The organism is Thermoleptolyngbya oregonensis NK1-22, from assembly GCF_032705245.1.
Taxonomy (GTDB): domain Bacteria; phylum Cyanobacteriota; class Cyanobacteriia; order Elainellales; family Elainellaceae; genus Thermoleptolyngbya; species Thermoleptolyngbya sichuanensis.
Genome location: NZ_CP053540.1, coordinates 2,814,986 through 2,833,477 on the forward strand (window position 1 = coordinate 2,814,986; position 18,492 = coordinate 2,833,477).

12 protein-coding genes are annotated in these 18,492 nt (G+C 56.8%); 7 read left to right on the top strand and 5 right to left on the bottom strand.

The window, feature by feature from the left end:
- Window positions 1-87 precede the first annotated feature (87 nt).
- From HNI00_RS12085 to HNI00_RS12105, 5 genes are all read left to right on the top strand, one after another.
- Complete coding sequence (locus tag HNI00_RS12085) at window positions 88-1,284, top strand: glycosyltransferase family 4 protein (protein ID WP_316786477.1); 1,197 nt, start codon at window positions 88-90, stop codon at window positions 1,282-1,284.
- 741 nt (window positions 1,285-2,025) lie between these two features.
- Window positions 2,026-2,835 carry an FHA domain-containing protein gene (locus tag HNI00_RS12090; protein WP_316786479.1) on the top strand — a complete coding sequence of 270 codons (810 nt, stop codon included), beginning with the start codon at window positions 2,026-2,028 and terminating at the stop codon, window positions 2,833-2,835.
- A gap of 82 nt (window positions 2,836-2,917) precedes the next feature.
- Window positions 2,918-3,421, top strand: coding sequence for a DNA recombination-mediator protein A (locus HNI00_RS12095; RefSeq protein WP_172358250.1), 504 nt, complete (start codon window positions 2,918-2,920; stop codon window positions 3,419-3,421).
- A gap of 25 nt (window positions 3,422-3,446) precedes the next feature.
- Window positions 3,447-3,872, top strand: coding sequence for an MAPEG family protein (locus tag HNI00_RS12100; RefSeq protein ID WP_316786482.1), 426 nt, complete (start codon window positions 3,447-3,449; stop codon window positions 3,870-3,872).
- 74 nt (window positions 3,873-3,946) lie between these two features.
- Window positions 3,947-4,438 carry a YajQ family cyclic di-GMP-binding protein gene (locus HNI00_RS12105; RefSeq protein ID WP_316786484.1) on the top strand — a complete coding sequence of 164 codons (492 nt, stop codon included), beginning with the start codon at window positions 3,947-3,949 and terminating at the stop codon, window positions 4,436-4,438.
- Between the two features lie 534 nt (window positions 4,439-4,972).
- On the opposite strand, the gene HNI00_RS12110 is transcribed toward HNI00_RS12105, so the two are convergent.
- From HNI00_RS12110 to HNI00_RS12120, 3 genes are all read right to left on the bottom strand, one after another.
- Window positions 4,973-6,205 carry a tocopherol cyclase family protein gene (locus HNI00_RS12110; RefSeq protein ID WP_316786486.1) on the bottom strand — a complete coding sequence of 411 codons (1,233 nt, stop codon included), beginning with the start codon at window positions 6,203-6,205 and terminating at the stop codon, window positions 4,973-4,975.
- Window positions 6,202-7,122, bottom strand: coding sequence for a hypothetical protein (locus HNI00_RS12115; protein WP_172358247.1), 921 nt, complete (start codon window positions 7,120-7,122; stop codon window positions 6,202-6,204). The genes HNI00_RS12110 and HNI00_RS12115 overlap by 4 nt, the downstream gene beginning before the upstream one ends.
- Before the next feature lie 438 nt (window positions 7,123-7,560).
- Entirely contained in the window at window positions 7,561-7,857 is a 297-nt protein-coding gene (locus tag HNI00_RS12120; RefSeq protein ID WP_316786490.1) for a hypothetical protein, read from the bottom strand.
- Window positions 7,858-8,254: 397 nt separating this feature from the next.
- Here HNI00_RS12120 and HNI00_RS12125 point away from each other — a divergent pair, with 397 nt between their 5' ends.
- Both HNI00_RS12125 and HNI00_RS12130 read left to right on the top strand, forming a co-directional pair.
- Complete coding sequence (locus HNI00_RS12125) at window positions 8,255-8,980, top strand: calcium-binding protein (RefSeq protein ID WP_316786492.1); 726 nt, start codon at window positions 8,255-8,257, stop codon at window positions 8,978-8,980.
- A 622-nt stretch (window positions 8,981-9,602) separates the two neighbouring features.
- Window positions 9,603-15,116, top strand: coding sequence for a trifunctional serine/threonine-protein kinase/ATP-binding protein/sensor histidine kinase (locus HNI00_RS12130; RefSeq protein ID WP_316786493.1), 5,514 nt, complete (start codon window positions 9,603-9,605; stop codon window positions 15,114-15,116).
- A 300-nt stretch (window positions 15,117-15,416) separates the two neighbouring features.
- On the opposite strand, the gene map is transcribed toward HNI00_RS12130, so the two are convergent.
- Both map and pabB read right to left on the bottom strand, forming a co-directional pair.
- Complete coding sequence (gene map / locus HNI00_RS12135) at window positions 15,417-16,196, bottom strand: type I methionyl aminopeptidase (RefSeq protein ID WP_316786495.1); 780 nt, start codon at window positions 16,194-16,196, stop codon at window positions 15,417-15,419.
- 135 nt (window positions 16,197-16,331) lie between these two features.
- On the bottom strand, window positions 16,332-18,182 hold the full coding sequence (pabB, locus tag HNI00_RS12140; protein ID WP_316786497.1) for an aminodeoxychorismate synthase component I: 1,851 nt from the start codon (window positions 18,180-18,182) through the stop codon (window positions 16,332-16,334).
- Window positions 18,183-18,492 lie beyond the last annotated feature (310 nt).

Here is an 18,492-nt window from a genome sequence, read left to right on the forward strand (position 1 = left end):
AAACTGGATGAATGCGCTGAGGGATGGTGATAGGCTCGGTTCAGCCAGATATTGAAAACACGCCCCAGGCTTGAGACGGGTGAAAGCATGGACGACGCAACCAGCGCCAATGTAGCGGTTCAACCTGCCAGCGCCAGTCTCTTGCTGTTGGGGACGGGCTGGTTTCCCCAAACACCAGGGGGCATGGAGCGATATGTCTATGAGTTGGCAACTCAGCTCGCCGGGGGCGATCGCCTAGAGTTGGGCGGGGTCGGTCTGCCCGACTGCTTAGAACGCGGCTCTCTTCGTTTGACGAATTTGTCTGAACCCGATCGCCCGTTGCCCCAACGGCTTTGGGAGGTGCGTCGTCGGTTTGCCCAGCGCACCAGGCAAGCCGATTTTCGGGACATCGACGCAGTAAACCTCCACTTTGCTCTCTATAGCTTGCCGCTGCTCGACCTGCTGCCGCCAGATCTGCCCGTCACTTTTACCTTTCACGGGCCCTGGGCGCTCGAAAGCCGCCAGGAAGGAGCCAGCAAGCCAAGCGTGGTGCTAAAGCAATGGGTCGAGCAGCGCGTTTTTTCCCGGTGCGATCGCTTCTTGGTCTTGAGCAAAGCCTTTGGCGCGATCCTGCACGAGTCCTACGGCGTTCCCTGGAGCCAGATCCGCGTCGTTCCTGGCGGGGTAGACACACACCACTTCGCCCCTACGCGGTCGCGTTCCGAGGCCCGTGCAGCGCTGGGCTGGCCGGGCGATCGCCCCATTCTGTTCACGACTCGTCGGCTGGTGCAGCGCATGGGGCTAGACCGTCTGCTGCAAGCGCTAGTCTCGGTAAAAGCTGCCGTGCCAGAGGTATGGCTGGCGATCGCAGGCAAGGGCCCCCTCCGCCAAGCCCTAGAGCAGCAGGCCGGTGAAATGGGGCTGCAACACCACGTCCAGTTTCTCGGCTTTTTGCCCGAAGCAGACTTGCCCCTCGCCTATCAAGCGGCCGACCTGACCGTGATGCCCAGCCTGAGCCTAGAAGGATTCGGCCTAGTGCTGCTGGAGTCGCTTGCGTCTGGAACGCCTGCCCTCTGCACACCCGTCGGCGGAATGCCAGAAATTCTCACGCCTTTTTGCTCAGACTTGGTGACAGACTCGACCGAACCAGCGGCGATCGCCCAGCGGCTGATTGCGCTCCTGACGGGAGAACGCCCCTTGCCCGGTCGTGACCGCTGCCGCCAATATGCCGTTGACCAGTTTGACTGGCAGAGGATTGCGCCACAGGTGCGGCAAGTCTTGCTCCAGCCCAAGAAAATCCGGTAGAAGGTCTACCTGTCCTGTAGTATCTTTTGTTTAAGGAAACCCTATGAGGGATGACCGAGCAGACAGGAAGGGCGATCGCCTCCGTTTCGGCAAAGTCACTTAAGTAATATAGAACACCATACGGATCTCGCAGAGGTTCCCCTGAACAGGGTTCCACCCCAGAGGCAGCCGGGAATTTCGTAGCCTGGAATAGGATTCTCTAGCCATTTCTTCATTGCCGCTGCTCTCCGTAAAGACCCGAAAGTTTAAAGTGACGACTGTAACGCTGGGTGATGTTTATAGTGATGTTTATCCGGAGCGCTTTCTGGGAAAACTTGGAGAAATCCTAAAATTTTCGGGGAGCTTTATAGACTCAACCGTAGTCGTGCGGTTACTCCAGCTTGAAAGTCCATTTAGGCTAGAAAGTAGATACGCGCACGGGTCGGTTTCTTCAGTCAACTGGGGATGGCCCCCAGGGTTGATCCTGTGTTGATCCTGGGGCATTGTTCCAGTCTTAGGGGCACAGTGGCAGAGTGTGCAGGTCGCCCGCTCACCACGGTCCCCTTTCGGCAAGGCTCCTCCGCTTCTTAACCGCTAAAGCTGAATCGATGGATGAAGCCAGACCCAGCAAACTATCGCAAGCAACGCAAGCAACAAGCAATAGGTATCTAAGTCTCAGTTTTAGAGCGATGGCTTTGCCTCTACTCGCTTGCGACTGGTTTCCGGTTAGATCGCCCAAACCCTCTGTTTCGTCAGTTGTTTATGATTAACCTCAACACCCTGGCCGCCTTTCCTGCCGACTCGCTGGAAACTGCTTCTGATCACGCTCTACAGCAGCGTTTGGGGCTTTATCGCGTGTTTCTCAAGCTCTACGAGCACAACCGCGAACTGCTCGATGAAATTCTTAATCTAGAAAACTCTGGCAATAAGTCGCTAACGGGCGTTGCGCTTCCCTACGTGCAAGGGCTTGTGCTGGGCGATCGCGTTCACCTTGCCACCAATCTGCTGAAGGGCGCAACCCAGTCGCTGTCTCAGCCCCAAAACATTTGGACGATTGGGCGCGACTCTCGGCGCGTGGTGCTGCCGATTCAAGACAAGCGCCTCTCCCGCTGCCACGCCGCCATCGTGTATGACGAAGGGGGATTTCGCCTCGTTGATCTCAACAGCAGCAACGGTTCCTACCTCAACGGCGAACTGATCCGCCATTCTGTGCGCCTCAAAGATGGCGATCGCATTCGATTAGGCAGCCTTACCTTCTCGTTTTTTGTCTGCAATACGGCTCAGGTGTTGCCGCCTGTTTCTGAAGAACTGCTGTCGCAGGTGCGGGCGTTGTCGGCTGCGTCTGAACCCAAGCGGGCGATCGCCTATCCCACGGCCCCCAGCGCCAGCCAGCCCTCCCCGCTTTCCGCCTCCCCCATACAGCCTGCATTCTCGTCGCCCTTGGCAAAGAATTGGGAAGAATCTGTGTCTGAAAGCGATTCAGAGACTTGTCTGCAAAGCCCGGAGGATGCGCTCCCTGCTCAGGTCAACCCGCTAGAAGATACGCTCATGTTTATGCGGTCTTCCCACTAGAACGAGTCGCGCATCGGACAAGTCGCGCCAGAGTTACTGACACCTGATAGAATAACTCCGTTGTTCAGCCTGTGTGTGATCGTTGAGCCAGTCGATCGACCTACCCAAAATTGATGACTTCCTACAGGAGCTAGCCACGATCCAGCAGACTGGATCGAAACGCATCGCCCTGTTGGGGTCGCGCCATGTTCCTATTACGCATCAGCATTTGATCGAGATGATGAGCTATGCGCTGGTGCTGGCGGGCAATCGCCTGCTGACCTCTGGCGCAACCGGAACCAATTCTGCGGCAATTCGGGGGGCCATGCGGGCCGACCCTAATTTGCTCACGGTGATCCTGCCCCAAAGTCTGGCTCGCCAGCCCCGCGAGTCGCGAGAGCAGCTAGAGCAGGTCATGCATCTGGTGGAAAATCCTGCTAATGACCCGCTTTCCTTAGCAGAAGCCAGCGCCCTGTGCAATCAGGAAATTATTTCGCGCTGTCAGCAGCTAATCTGCTTTGCGTTTCACGATAGCCATACGCTTCTGAAGACCTGTCGCGATGCCGAGGATCAGCGCAAGCTCGTGACGTTGTTTTATTTTGACTAGGTTTTTTCGACCAGGAGAAAGCAGCGTGATTGCAAGTTTGGAGCAGCTTCCTAGCCCTACGGTTCTGCTGTATGCCATTGTGGCGGCGGCGATCCTGGTCTATGTCCCGTTTGGGGCGGTGGCGCTGGGCCGGGTGCAGGCGGGCTATGACATGGCCGCCCCCCGTGCCCTGTTTGACAAGCTGCCCCCCTATGCACAGCGGGCGACCTGGGCCCATCAAAACTCGTTCGAGTCGTTCACGATCTTTTCGGCGGCTGCCCTGATGGCCTACGTCACGCAGCAGAGCGGCGGCTGGGTGAATCTGGCGGCGATCGCCTACGTCACGGCACGGTTGTTTTATTCCATCTTTTACATTCAGAATATTCCCCTTGGGCGATCGCTCATGTTTGGCATTGGCAGCGCCAGCATCGCGACCCTGTTTCTCCTCAGCCTGATGAGTTTGAACGCCTGAACACGCCTTTCAGAAAATCACTAAGCGAAAACCTTAAACCAGCCTACAGCCCATTTGACATTCATGATTTAGCTATGGCTTCAGCATTCTCCTTTGACATTGTGAGCGACTTCGATCGGCAGGAATTGGTAAATGCAATCGACCAAACCATGCGCGAGGTGCAAAGTCGCTACGACCTGAAAGATACCAACACCACGCTGGAGCTAGGCGAGTCGGCAATCACGGTCAACACCGACAGCGAGTTTACGCTGCAAGCGGTTCACACCATCCTGCAAACCAAGGCCGCCAAACGAAACCTCTCTCTTAAAATTTTTGACTACGGCAAGATCGAATCTGCCAGCGGCAACCGAGTCCGCCAGGAAATTAAGCTGCAAAAGGGCATCAGCGCTGAATTGGGCAAGCAAATTTCTAAGTTGATTCGAGACGAATTTAAAAAGGTGCAGGCTTCAATTCAAGGGGATGCGGTGCGGGTTTCTGCAAAGTCTAAGGATGAGTTGCAGGCGGTGATTCAGCGTCTCAAGCAGGAAGATTACCCTGTTGCCCTCCAGTTCACAAACTATCGCTAGGTTTGCAGGTGCTAGGCTCTTGCAGATGCGCTGCTACCTAGCTTTTGAGCGCTCCCGAAGTGCCCAAGGGCTAGTCCACAACTCGAAGGCGACCGTTTCGCAGCGCATCGAATAGGAGATTTATCTGAGTTTGTTCCTTTTCACTCAAAGAGGACTTAGACAAAAAGATCGCCATGAATCGCTTTTGATCTGCTCGCGTGATACGTCGAGCTGCCAGAATATCGCGAATGAGTTGGTCAATTGACGTTTCCGAAGGAGAGGGTTGGGCCCCTGGTAGATGAATGGGCGCTTGCATATACTTAACGATTCAGTGCGTATTCTTATACCCATAATCATCTGCGTAGCCTTCAGCGTAAACCGTGAATTCTGGCAATTTAATAGGGTTTTTAGACAGTCTTTAAGCTGTGCTATGAAATCTTTCTATCGAATTAATTTGCTCATCCTGGCACTTTTGCGGAAGCTTTGAGTTTATTCGAGTGAAACGTCATACTTCAGATAGAAATCAGCCCCGCAGCGCTGCCTGGCCTTACGCCTTCAGAAATACCAGAAATTGCTGTAGCTCCTGGTATCGGTCGCTGAGAAATCGCCGCCTGTTTCCAGCCCTGCAAGATGACTCTGCGCTTGTAGCAACAGCGTGGGGCGATCGCCCTGTTTTTCCCACAGCTTTACCATGAGCTTGCCCTGGGTGGTGTCCTGGCAGGCAAAGACCATGCCCTGCGCCGTCGGCACACGGATGGGGGTGGGAGGGCGATCGCACGTCCCCAGCAGTTCCACCATATGACCCGCGTTTTCTGCCTGCATCTGCCAGTATCCCCAGGGCTGCACTCGCCAGCGCACGGTTCCATTCCAGGGCACAAACTCGTAGAACCGCCCCCGGTGGTGAATCCCCACCATGCCGACCGACTCCATCCAGCCCAGCACGCGCCGCCGCCCGCCGCCTGCCGTCAGCGTCAGATCCGCCTCGCCGTCAAACGCATTGCACTGCATCCAAAACCATTGCTGGGGGAAAGCCCCGCCCCAGTTTTTTTCTGCATAGGCGGGCGCTTGGCTAAAGCAGTAGCGGGTTCCGTTCCACTCGACCCAGCCCCTTGCTAGTCCGTGGGCCATTAAAATCTGCCAGCCCGGTTCAAAAATTTGGAACTGCGATAGCCAGCCTGCTGTGGACTGTTGGGGGCGATCGCGATTGCCCCAGCCATAGACGGGTTGAATGCTATAACACCAGCGAGCAGAATGCCGACCGGGTTCGCTGAGGATGCCCTGATGATGGGTAGCAGTAAGCCGATAACCTTCGTTAAGGAACTGGCTAGAGTCGTTGAATAAGACGGCTTGAGGATGCTTAGAGGAATCTGGAGTGGAACAGTCAAATGAATGCTCTGAGGAGTTGCTGGAGAGACTGCATTGATCCCTGCTAGGCTCCCTTGAGAAGGAGGGAAATTCAGCAATCTGCTTATTCAGCTTATTCGAGGCGTGGGGGGATTGGCGCGAGTGGCGGAGGGCAAAGGCGCGGCGATCGCCCCAAAACAGGCGCACATCGGGAAACGTGCGGCAGAGGTACTCATGGCGCGGGCCGAGGATTTGGGCTGTGCCGCCGCTGTAGGGCGTGCCGCCCTGTGGGTCTTCGATGGAATACATAAAGGCGAAGCTTTCGCCCAACTCTGGCAGCGTCAGCCGCAGATACCAGCCCTCAAAAAAGCGGCTGCCTGCCCCCGTTCCGGGATGACTCCAGTGATAACCGCTGTGGGGAGTTTGCAAACTGATCAAACTCATTCCGCTGTGGCATCCAGGCAAAAGCTGCGGCACATGACCACGGGCGAATCGGGGCGGCGATACATGGGGCAGTCGAAGTTGGCGCAGGCGGTGCAGTCGGCTTCGGCGTGGATGGCGACGGGCTGCTGGGTGGTGTAGACGCTGATGCCCTGGCTGATGAAGCCCCGTGCCTCTAGTTCCGTGAGGCGATCGCCAATGATCAGCGCCTTTTGGATGCCCATCTGGTGCCGAAATAAGTTAATCCGCTCGATGGTGCGCCGGAAGGTCTGGGCGGGGGTTTTGATTTCCACCAGCACTTTTTGGCCCTGCGTGCTAAAGGAGGGCGGCTTGTCCTGGGCAAAGTGGTCGCGATATTGCAGCGTGAAGGTTCCGTCGGGATAGCGCAGCGGCCGCATTAGCCGCAAAAAAGGCACGGTAAAATGCCCCACCTCATCCAGCGCATACCACCAGGACTTGTGCCATGCTTCATTGGGTAAGTTAATGATTTCGTCTACCTGCTTGGGGGGAAAGCCTGCGTGAGAGAGACGGGCGATCGCCTGTGCTAGCGTCAGGTTGTTGCCCAGAGTGTGCAGTTCCGATTCGCAGCGAGTCAGCTTGGCGTATTCTCGATCCAGCTTTTTGGGGTCAATATTGGCGGCAACTTGGCGGCTAATTTCTTCCGGCGAGCTAGCCAGCACGCAGGTAATATCTTCAAAACTGAGAATGCCGTCAATCGCCTGCCGCGAATCGACTGGCACGCCCACCTGCGACGACACCGAGCCGAGGCGATGGGGCTGGGCGATGGGCGGCGTGCAGCGGATCAGCAGCGATTTTAGGGTAGACTCATCGGCGATCGCCAGCGCAATTTGCAACTGGTCGCGGGCGGCGGTCGCGCTGTGGGTGGGCGGCAGGGGATGAGTCAGGGCGGAGGCCGTCATAGTGCAAAACCCTAACTAAGGAGCAAGTTTGGGGGAGCAAGTTTGGGGGAGTCAAGTTCGGGGGAGCAAGTTCGGTTCTGGGGTTTCCCCTAGTTTGTCCTCTATTGTGCGGGCTTTTGGAAATCCGGCAACGGTTTCTCACTTTCTTTTAACGCAAGGCGACCCGACGTAACGCCACGTTGCAAACTGCATGACAAAGCTTTACAGAGCATTACAGGGTTTGTGGCTCTTTAAAGCTTGATGCCAAACTGTATCGAACTTCAATCAAACTTCAATCCACTTCAATCCAACCGGAAACACATCCCATACGGTTGCCCGTCAAGCCGCGAATTGCCGTGAATTGATGTTGTGAATTGCTGTCGATAGAGACTCCAAGTGCGATCGCCCAGCGTCTCCGGACGTATCTCCGGGGTGTATCCCACTTTTGTAACCTTTACCCTAAATCTCTCTCCCAAAGCGGGAGAGGGACTTCCAATCCGGCTCCCCTTCTCCTTTTTTGGGAGAAGGGGCTGGGGGATGAGGGCAAACTTGCATATCTGGGATGTGCTCTATCTCCTGGCGTATAAGGATGATCCTAAGCATTGTATCCATACCCTCGATCTCTCCAGGCATTGCATACTTTTTCAGGGCCATATCGCCGGAAAAGTAACTGTGTTTAAGAATACTTTTAAGAATCTTTCCTGAAGAAATATAAAAATATCTATCTTTGGGAATAGCATCATGATAACTTGACATTCAGGATCGCATTTTCAGAGTAAGCATCCTGCTTCACGGTATTCAATTCAACCAGCTATACCTCTGCTCCAGGTTTCCTTTGCTCCAGATTTCTCTTGGGTTACGTGTTGAGCTGTAATCTTGGGCATCTAAGTTGAATGGCTACGGTTTCACTCCTCAGTAGTTTGAGGAGCAATCATGGCTTTTTGTTAGGCTTGCATAATCGAATAACTTTTCCCTGATTACTGCTGAGTAAGCTTTTGAGAAGCCTCTCCAAAAGCTCGATCTGCAATTTGAGAACCGTCATCGCAAGTAAGTAAGTTCTGCTCAATGCTTGGGTTCGTTTTTGACTGCCTCCTTATCCAGAAGGAGGTCAGGTTTTACCGTGTTTGAACCACACTTTAGGAGCTGAATTAAGATGGCTACTTTCAACGGAACGATTAATGCTGAAGTCATTTTCGGCACGGATGCAGGCGATGTGATTAATGGGAACGGCAGCCTTGGGGGGTATGATCGATTGTTTGGTAGCGGCGGCAACGATACCATTTCTGGCAGTGCCGATGAAGAAGACATCTACGGCGGCGAGGGAGACGACGTTATCTACGGCAATGGCGCAGTGAACAACACAGAGCCAAGCAGTTTTAACGGGGTTGCTGCCTACGATATCCTGCACGGAGACGGTGGCAATGACAAAATCTACGGTGGTGCCGGAACCGACTCTATTCGGGGGGGCACTGGCAATGACACAATTTACGGCAACGGTGGCCTTGACGTGCTGTGGGGAGACGATGGGGATGACCTGATCTACGGTGGCTCCCAGAGGGATCAGATCTTCGGCGGCAACGGTAAAGACACAATCTATGGCAATGGAGGCAGCGACCTGATTGATGGTGGAGCAGGCGCAGACGTGATCTGGCTGGGCAGCGGGGATGCAACGGTCGTCCTCACCGCTGGCCAGGGGCCCGATACGATCAACAACTTCCAACTGGGCAAGACCAAGTTTGATGTGGGTAATATCGGCGCTCTGAGCTTCCAAAACGTTGCAGGCGGTGCCCAGATTAAAGAGGGGGCTAACGTGCTGGGGGTTGTGAGTTGGACGCAGGCTAGCGTTCTACAAAGCAATGTCGGCAGCATCTTTGTTTAGGCTTAAATTAGCAGATCTTTCAATGACTTCTCGGAGACTTTTTGGTGAGAAGTTGGTGACAAATTGATGAGAACTTACCGAGCTGCGTAAGCACTATCACGGATGAGGGTTATGGACTGCTGCACAGTCAGTTTGTATCCCTCATTTTTTGTCCTATTTTTTCTCCTGATGAAGTGGCTGCCTGCGGTGCAATAGGCGAGATGGCGGATGCTTATTGTCGATTATTCATCTAGCAAAATCTGTTAAGTCCCTGGTTGAAACGGGCACTCTAGCCACAGCGAGTGTATCCCACTTTTGTAGCCCTCACCCTAAATCCCTCTCCCAAAGCGGGAGAGGGACTTCCAATCCGGCTCCCCTTCTCCTGCTCTGGGAGAAGGGGCTGGGGGATGAGGGCAAACTTGCAGAACTGGGATGCGCCCAGCCACAGCATTGTTGCAGGGGGGAATGGGAAAAGGATGTAGGGGGTTGCTCGCAATGCTGGTGCGAACGGGGCTGAAATTAATCTGACTCGGATTTGCAGGCTTTCTGGGCAGACTTTGCTGATGTCGTTCTACCTTTTCTCTTCAACTGCGACGAGGAGTCTTTCTTGCTCCACGCTTAGCCATAAAAAACTAGAGTATCCATGCACGGAACGATTGAGATTTTAGGTTATCAGTCTCTAGACTTGGTTCACGAAGGCGTGAATACGGTGCTGTATCGAGCGGTTTCCCAGATTACCCAGCAGCCGTTCATTCTCAAGGTGTTGCGGGCGGAGCATCCTACTCTGGAGCAGATTACCCGGCTAAAGCACGAGTATCAGGTGGCGGCCAATCTCGATTTGCCTGGTGTGGTGCGGGTATACAGGCTGGAAACGCATGGGCATCGGGCTGTGCTGGTGTTGGAGGACTTTGGGGGGCGATCGCTCAAGCAGGTTTTGGCCAACCGCAAGTGCAAGATCCTCGATCCGGCGCGGGTGTTGAATATCGCGATTCAGTTGACTCAAGCGCTGGCCTCGCTTCAGCAGGCTCGCATTATTCACAAAGACATTAAGCCTTCTAACATCCTCCTCAACGAGGAAACAGGTGAAGTAAAGCTCACGGACTTTAGCATTGCCTCGCGCCTGGGCGAAGAGCTGACCCTGCCGCAGGAGCTAAACCAGCTTGAGGGAACGCTGGTCTATATGTCGCCGGAGCAGACGGGGCGGATGAACCGGACGCTGGACTATCGCAGCGACTTCTATTCCCTAGGCATTACGCTGTACGAACTGCTGACGGGGCGGCTGCCGTTTCGCGGAGACGACCCGCTGGAACTGGTGCATTGCCATATTGCCAAAGCGCCGCCACCGCTGCGGAGTTTGAACCCGGACGTGCCGGGGGCGATCGCCGCCATTGTTCACAAGCTCATGGCCAAAAATGCGGAAGATCGCTACCAGAGCGCGGCGGGACTGCTAGCTGACTTGGAGCGCTGCCGCGATGCTCTGATGGAGAGCAAGACGATTCCTGACTTTACGCCCGGAGAGCGCGATCGCTCGTCCCAACTGCTGATTCCCAAAACCCTCTACGGCCGCGAGTCGGAGGTGGCGGCGCTGCTGGCGGCGTTTGATCGGGTGGCGGCCAATACCAGCCCGCTGCTGACGCTGGGCGGCGAGGCAAGCGGCCGCAGCGAACTGATGCTGGTGTCGGGCTATTCGGGGATTGGCAAATCTTCTCTGGTTAACGAAATCCACAAGCCCGTCGTGCGGCAGCGGGGCTACTTTATTAGCGGCAAGTTTGACCAGTACAAGCGCAATGTGCCTTATGCCTCGATTATTCAGGCGTTTCAATCCCTGACGCAGCAGGTGCTGACGGAAAGTGGCGATCGCCTAGAGATCTGGCGCGAAAAGCTGCTCGATGCGCTAGGCCCCAATGGGCAAGTGCTGATCGACGTGATTCCCCAGATGGAGCTAATTCTGGGTTCCCAGCCGCCCGTACCCGAACTGGGCGCAACGGAAGCACAGAACCGCTTTCTCCAGGTGTTTCAATCGCTGGTGGGGGTCTTTGCCCAGCCGACTCATCCGCTGGTGCTGTTTCTGGACGATTTGCAGTGGGCCGATTCGGCCTCGCTGAAGCTGATCCAGGCGTTGATGTCCAACCCGGATAGCCGCCATCTGCTGATGATTGGTGCGTATCGGGATAATGAAGTCAGCCCGGTTCACCCGCTGATGAAGACCGTGGAGGAAATTCAGCAGGCGGGCGGCGTAGTGACCCCAATCGTGCTGAAGCCGCTACCGCTGGAGTCTGTGCAACGGCTGGTGCAAGACGCGCTGACGGGCAAGCGGGCCTCTCGGAGCCGGAGAGCCGAAGAACAGTCCTCAGAATACTTGCACCCGCTGGCGGAATTGCTGTTTGCCAAAACTCAGGGCAATCCCTTCTTTTTGACGCAACTGCTGAAGACGCTGTATCAGGAGAAACTGCTCACCTTTGACTTTGCCACGGGGGGTTGGCGGTGGGATGTGCAGGCGATTCAAGAGACGGGCATTGCCGACCTGTCGGTGGTGGATCTGGTGGCGGGTAATTTGGTGAAACTGCCGCCAGAGACGCAGACTGTGCTGAAGCTGGCGGCCTGTGTGGGCGATCGCTTCACGCTGCCAACGCTGGTGGCGATCAGCGGACTCAGCCTGTCGGCCCTGGCGCGGGCCTTGCAACCTGCGCTAGAGGAGCGGTTTATCTTGCCCCTCAGCCAGGATTACAAAATTCCCCTGCTGTTTTCTGAAGAGGAGTTGGGTCAATTCCTGGCTGACACCGCCCAAACGGGAGGCCAGCAGCCCTTTACCTACCGCTTTTTGCATGACCGGGTGCAGCAGGCGGCCTATTCGCTGATCGCTGAGGGCGATCGCCCGGCCACGCACCTGCAAATCGGTCGGCTGCTGCTGCAAACGATTCCCGCTGCGGATCGCGCCACAGGACAGTTTGAAGGGCTATTTGAAATCGTCAACGCGCTGAACTACGGGACTGACCTGATCGACGAGCCGCAGGAGCGGATAGAACTGGTGCGGCTGAACCTGGCGGCGGGGCGGCGGGCCAAGGCAGCGGCGGCTTATGAAACAGCGGACAGCTTTTTGCGGCAGGGGCGATCGCTCCTCCCCGAAAACGCCTGGGCCGCGCACTATGACCTGACGCTGGCACTCCATGCCGAAGCGGCCCAGGCGGCTTACCTAGTGACGCGGTATGACGAAGCCGAGGCGATCGCCAATACCCTAGAGCAACAGGCCGCCAGTGTTCTCGATGCGGTGCAGTCCTACGAGCTAAAGATCCAGATTTACATTGCCCAGCTTCAAATGTGGCGATCGCTCACGGCTGCCTTCGACGGGCTGATGCTGCTGGGCTTTACCATCGCTAGCCCGCTGAACCACGATCATTTCCAAATTTCCCTGCCTGCGCTGGATGCGCTGGATGCCGTACCCGAACTGACCGATCCCGAAAAGCTGGCAGCCCTGCGGATTTTGAACGCGGTGACGGGCACAGCGTATCAAACCCAGCCAGAGGTGTTTCGCTGGGTTGCCACTACGCAGCTTGAACTCTGCGTCCGCCACGGCCACTCGCCCCTGGCCGCCCCCAGCTACGCCACCTACGCCTGGTATTGCAGCACGATTCCTGCCGCAGACCGCGCCTACGAGGCGGGGCAAATTGCCATGAAGCTGCTGGAGCGCTATCAGTGTCGCGAGTGGCAGTGCAGCATTGTGCAACTGTTTGAGTGCTTCGTGCGGCACCACAAGGAACACATCCGCAATACCTTTGTGCCGCTGGTAGACGGCATCCACGTCGGGCTGGAAACGGGGGATCTGGGCTATGTCAGCTATTCGGTCATGAATTATTGCGATCACCGATTTTTTAGCGGCGAGGCGCTGGAAAGTCACTACGAAAACCAAGTGCAGTATGGAGCGCTGCTGCTTCAGCTCAAGCAGCATTTTCAGCTTTCTGCGGCTCGCATGTGGCAACAGGTGACACTTAACCTACTGGGACGATCGGACAATCCCACGCTGCTGGTGGGTGAGGCGTTTGATGAAATTGAGATGCTGCCCCGTTGGGAAGAGTCGCAAAATTTCCAGGCGCTCTTTGTGTTTCACCTGGCCAAGCTGATGCTGCACTACTGGTTTGGCGAATATGAGGCGGCGATCGCCTTTGCCAAGCGCGGGGAACCATACGCGGGCTGCGGCGCGGGGCTGATGGCCACGCCCGTCTACTGGTTCTACTACGGGCTAGCGCTGCTGGCTGCCTATCCCCACGGCACGCCCGCCCAACAAGCGGAGTGGATGCCGCAGTTGCTCGCCTGTCAGACGACCGTGCAGCAGTGGGCTGCGTCTGCGCCGATGAACCACCAGCATAAGGCCGACCTGCTGGCAGCGGAGTTGGCCCAGATTCGGGGCGATCGCCAGACGGCGATGGATGGCTACGATCGCGCCATTGCCCGTGCCACCAAAGAGGGCTTTATTCACGAAGCGGCCGTGGCCTGCGAACGGGCTGCCCAGTTTTACGCGGCGTTGGGCAAGCCCCGCATTTCCCAGAATTACCTCATCGATGCCTACTACGGCTATATCCAGTGGGGGGCGATCGCCAAAGTTCATGCGCTCACTGCCGAGCATCCCCTGCTACTCCAGCAGGACGAAGCCAGCAGCGCTCCAGCCGTCGATGCCACCATCACCGCTACGGCGACCACCACCCGCAGCACCCGCAGCACCAGCAGCCAGCGCGATTCCCTCGACTTGTCTACGGTGATGAAAGCCGCCGAGGCGATCGCCAGCGAACTGCATCTCGACGCGCTGCTCAGCCGCATTCTCTCGATCATCCTGGAAAATGCAGGCGCACAAAAGGGCTGCCTGATTTTGGAAAAGGCGGGTCAGTTGCGGATCGAGGCAATCGACACCGACCCAGACCAGACGGCTGTGGTATTGCAATCGACCCCGCTGGAGGGCAGCCGCGATGTGCCCGTGTCGATGATCCACTTGGTATGGCGAACGCAGCAGCCGCTGGTGCTGTCAGATGCGGCCAGCGATGCGCGGTTTGAGGGCGATCGCTATCTCCAGCAGCACCAGCCCAAGTCCGTCCTGTGTGCCCCGATTCTCTATCAGGGCAAGCGGACAGGCGTGGTGTATCTGGAAAACCCGCTGACGGCCAACGCCTTTCCGCCGTCGCGGCTGGAACTGCTGAAACTGCTGACGACCCAAGCGGCGATCGCCCTAGAAAATGCTCAGCTCTATGCCCGCGAACAGGACAAATCCCAGTGCCTCCAAGACTCGCTGCAAAAGCTCCAGCAAACCCAGGCGCAGCTCGTGCAAACTGAAAAAATCTCCCAACTGGGGCAACTGGTGGCCGGGGTCGCCCACGAGGTCAACAATCCCGTCAGCTTCATCGCAGGCAACCTGGCCCACGCCAGCCGCTATATCGAAGATCTGGTGGAACATCTAGCCCTGTATCAGCGGCACTATGCCCCACCTATCGCGGCGATTCAAGACCACGCCGAGGAGATTGACCTGGAGTTTTTGCTCGATGATCTGCCCAAAATGGTGAACTCTATGAAGCTGGGCACGGATCGCATTCGGGATATCATGCAATCGCTGCGAACCTACTCCCGCGCCGACGGCAGCGAAAAGCGCCCCGCCGATCTGCACGCAGGTCTAGACACCACGCTGCTCATCCTGTCCCATCGGCTCAAGGCAAAGCCAGATCGCCCCGCCATCCGCATCATCAAGAACTACGGCACGCTGCCGCCCGTCGAGTGCTACAGCGGGCAAATCAACCAGGTGTTTATGAACCTGATTGCCAACGCCATCGACGCGATGGAAGAGGGCAACGCCGGGAAATCTCTCTCGGAGCTAGAGCAGCACCCCAATACGATTACGATTTCCACAACCGCCACCGACCATGCCGTCACAATCCGCATCGCCGACAACGGGCCGGGCATGAGCGAAGCCGTCCGGCAAAAGCTGTTTGATGCCTTTTTCACCACCAAGCCAGAAGGCAAGGGAACTGGGCTGGGGCTATCCATCAGCTATCAGATCGTGGCAGAAAATCATGGCGGAACCCTGGAATGCTACAGTTCGCCAGGGCAGGGCGCAGAGTTTGTGGTGCAAATTCCGGTTCAGTCTGGGGTGTCTGCTCAAGTGCTGGTTAGATCCTAGATCTGGCTTCCTGGAGGAGGGGCTGAAAGGGCAGCTATCGTAGAAAATCCCCCACTGCTGTTGCAGTTGCAAGCCTGCAATGTCTAAGAATGTGTCAAGCCCGACACAAGCCCTGTACAAGACCCATAATGGCTAGTGCGAATGGCTAGTGCGTGTTTCAAAACCTTTTGATCCCCCCTAGCCCCCCTTAAAAAGAAGGGGGGAACCGAGCCGAACTACTCCGGAAGTCCCCTTTTCAAGGGAGATTTAAGGGGGATTGACTCAAGGCAATCAACGACCGAGAAAGTTTTAAGACACTGCCTAGGCGACGGCCAATTCTGGCATCAGCGTCAGCACATCCACTCCTGTTGCCGTCACCGCAACCGTGTGTTCAAATTGGGCAGAAAGCTGCCGATCTTTCGTCACCGCAGTCCATTTATCCGATAAAACTTCCACTTCCCAAGTGCCGACATTGATCATCGGCTCAATCGTGAAGACCATGCCAGGGCGAAGCTTTTTGCCCTTGCCGCGCTTGCCATAGTGGGGAATTTGGGGAGCCGTGTGGAAGATGCGCCCAACGCCGTGCCCCACAAAATCTTGCACCACCGAGAAGCCCTGGGACTCGGCATATTCCTGAATCGCTGCACCAATGTCGCCGATGCGGGCCCCTGGCTTTACCTCGCGAATGCCGCGCCACATGCACTCTTCCGTCACTTCCACCAGCTTGCGGGCAATGGGCGATGGCTCTCCCACAAAGAACATGCGCGAGGTGTCGCCGTGGTATCCATCCACAATCGGCGTTACGTCGATATTGATAATGTCGCCGTCGCGCAGGATTTGTTTGGCATTAGGGATGCCGTGGCACACCACTTCATTGACGCTGGTGCAGATCGATTTGGGAAAGTCGTGGTAGCCCAAGGGGGCGCTTTTGGCTCCGTGCTTTTGGGTCCATTCCTCTGCGGCATCGTTTAGCTCCAGCGTGCTGACCCCTGGCTTCACCATCGGCTCTAGGTAGGCAAGAAGCTGGGCAGCAAGCTGTCCGGCCTGGCGCATCTTCTCGATTTCGCGCTGTGACATGAGGGTGATGGTTTCGTTGGACATTTTGGAGGGAGCTAGACGCTAAACGTTGGAGGTTCGAGGCTGCTGTTAAAGCGAGCTGTTAAAGCTGCTGCGTAGAATCACTAGGACTGCTGCTGGAGAGGCGAGTCTACAAAGCTGACGTTTCTACTTTAATCTCTACTTTAATCGGCGGAGGGAGTCTGGATCGAGGGTGGCGTTCCACGGGGTTCGGACGGCGTTGATTAGCAAAACCCGGGTGCAGCGGGAGAGATCTGCGAATTGCACGATGCGCTCCTTTATTTTGCCCTGTTCCAGCAAAAAGGAGCGATAGATACCCGGTAGCAAACCGCAATGGACGGGTGGAGTCACCCATTCGCCATCCAGTTCTAGCACTAGGTTGGCAATACAGGTTTCGGTGAGTTCGCCGCGCTCGTTCCACAGCAGGGTGTCGTTGGCTTCGGGGTGTGCCTGTCGTGCCTGCGTGTAGACGGGGCGATGGGTGGTTTTGTGATACAGGAATGGATCGCCGGAGTCGATGGGCGTTTGGGCGATCGCCACTCGATAGACACTGGGCAGGGGGGCGATCGCCTGAGCTTCGACCGTGGGCGGCTGGGCTGGCGGCACGACCAGCCGCAGCTTGTGGGGCTGGGGGGGGAGGGTAGCGAGGCGCTGCTGAATAGCGTTTTCAACCGCGTCCCAGGCTACCGTAAAGCCGAAATAGTCTGCGGAGGCGTGGAGTCGGGCCAGATGGCGATCGCCCCAGGCAATTCCCGCCTCCGGAGTCCACAGCATCGACTCCAGCAGAGAAAAGTCGGGACGCACCTGGGTCAACACCTGCGCCTTGGTGCGGCATTCCTGAAACTCGGAGTCGGCCGTGGAATCCCAAACGATACCGCCGCCGACCCCATATTCCGCCTGCCCTGTGGGGCGATGCACCAGCACCGTGCGAATTGCCACGTTAAATTGCGCCTGAACATGCGCCTGAACATACGCCTGAACAGATGCCTGCGGGTCGGGGCAAATGTACCCAATCGTGCCCGTGTAGACCCGTCGGGGGGCCGTTTCTAGCTCGGCAATGAGAGACATGGTGCGGGCTTTGGGCGCTCCGGTGATAGAAGCAGGCGGAAACAGGGCTTGAAAAATGGCTGGCAGGCTGGCTGAGGTTTCTGCCTGAACGGTGCTGGTCATCTGCCAGACGGTGGGATAGCGCTCCAGGGCAAACAGGCGCGACACCTGAACGCTGCCCAACCGCGCTACCCGCGCCAGGTCGTTTCGCACCATGTCCACGATCATCACGTTCTCGGCACGGTTCTTGTCCGAGTGGTACAGATCCTCAGCCTGCTGGCGATCGCCCGCTGCCCACAATCCCCGTGCCGTTGTTCCCTTCATCGGCTTGGATGTCAGCGTGTTGCCCTTCCGTGAAAAAAATAGCTCCGGCGATGCACTGCACACGGCCCACTCCGGCAGATGGATAAATGCGCCATAGCCCAGCGGCTGTGCCCGAATCATCTGACACCAGAGGGCCCACGGATCGCGCACATTCTCTGCTTGCAGCCGAAAGGTATAGTTGACCTGATACGTGTCGCCTGCGTGGATGTGGTGCTTGATGCGGGCGATCGCCGCCTGAAACTCGTCGGCCGACAGGTTGGGCCGCCAGTCCAGCGGAGGCAGGCTTGCCGCTGCCGTCAGCCGGGTCAGGTCTTGCTGCGACAGGATTTGCGGCGCTGGATATAGCCCAAATGCCAGCAGCGGGAAACGGTCAGATGCAGATGGGGCTGCGTCTCGTACCGTCAGGGCAGGATCAAACGCGGGCGCAGCCTCATAGCTCACAAGCCCCACCGCCCACAGGTGCTCCTGCTCCACCCGCGCTTCGATCTCCGCCAGCGCAGGCAGCACGTCCGCTGGGTCATACACCTCATACGTCGCCACCGGATTCTGGAACCCCAGCCAGCGATCGCGCTCTGCCTCTCGCACCAGCGCTCCCCATTCCCCCATGCCCTGCCATTCCAGGTCTTCCAACTTGCTCAATCGCCTGCCCCAATGCTCGTTTCCTCACGCTAGCACGGCTTTCCAGGCTGGGGCAGATGGCTGCACAGCGGTCTGCAACTAATCTGACTAATCTGGAATTAATCTGCATAGCACTTACGCAGTTGGACGATTTCTCGCGGACGCAGCCCGCGAGAAATCGTCCAAAACCCAAAAGACTGAATCGCAGGTGCGGAAGTCCTACTGCAATTAAACAGCGAGAGAATCTGTGCGGCCCACCTCCGCAAAATCTGTGCCATTGGATGTTGCATGACGGGGCGCTGCAAAATCCGATGCTGTCATTCCATCGGTT

What these genes read in the sequence shown, in the direction of transcription:
- map (WP_316786495.1), bottom strand. Translation starts at nt 16,196, where the DNA reads ATGTCCAACGAAACCATCACCCTCATGTCACAGCGCGAAATCGAGAAG.
- HNI00_RS12105 (WP_316786484.1), top strand. Translation starts at nt 3,947, where the DNA reads ATGGCTTCAGCATTCTCCTTTGACATTGTGAGCGACTTCGATCGGCAG.
- HNI00_RS12130 (WP_316786493.1), top strand. Translation starts at nt 9,603, where the DNA reads ATGCACGGAACGATTGAGATTTTAGGTTATCAGTCTCTAGACTTGGTT.
- HNI00_RS12110 (WP_316786486.1), bottom strand. Translation starts at nt 6,205, where the DNA reads ATGAGTTTGATCAGTTTGCAAACTCCCCACAGCGGTTATCACTGGAGT.
- HNI00_RS12125 (WP_316786492.1), top strand. Translation starts at nt 8,255, where the DNA reads ATGGCTACTTTCAACGGAACGATTAATGCTGAAGTCATTTTCGGCACG.
- HNI00_RS12120 (WP_316786490.1), bottom strand. Translation starts at nt 7,857, where the DNA reads ATGTCAAGTTATCATGATGCTATTCCCAAAGATAGATATTTTTATATT.
- HNI00_RS12090 (WP_316786479.1), top strand. Translation starts at nt 2,026, where the DNA reads ATGATTAACCTCAACACCCTGGCCGCCTTTCCTGCCGACTCGCTGGAA.
- HNI00_RS12085 (WP_316786477.1), top strand. Translation starts at nt 88, where the DNA reads ATGGACGACGCAACCAGCGCCAATGTAGCGGTTCAACCTGCCAGCGCC.
- HNI00_RS12115 (WP_172358247.1), bottom strand. Translation starts at nt 7,122, where the DNA reads ATGACGGCCTCCGCCCTGACTCATCCCCTGCCGCCCACCCACAGCGCG.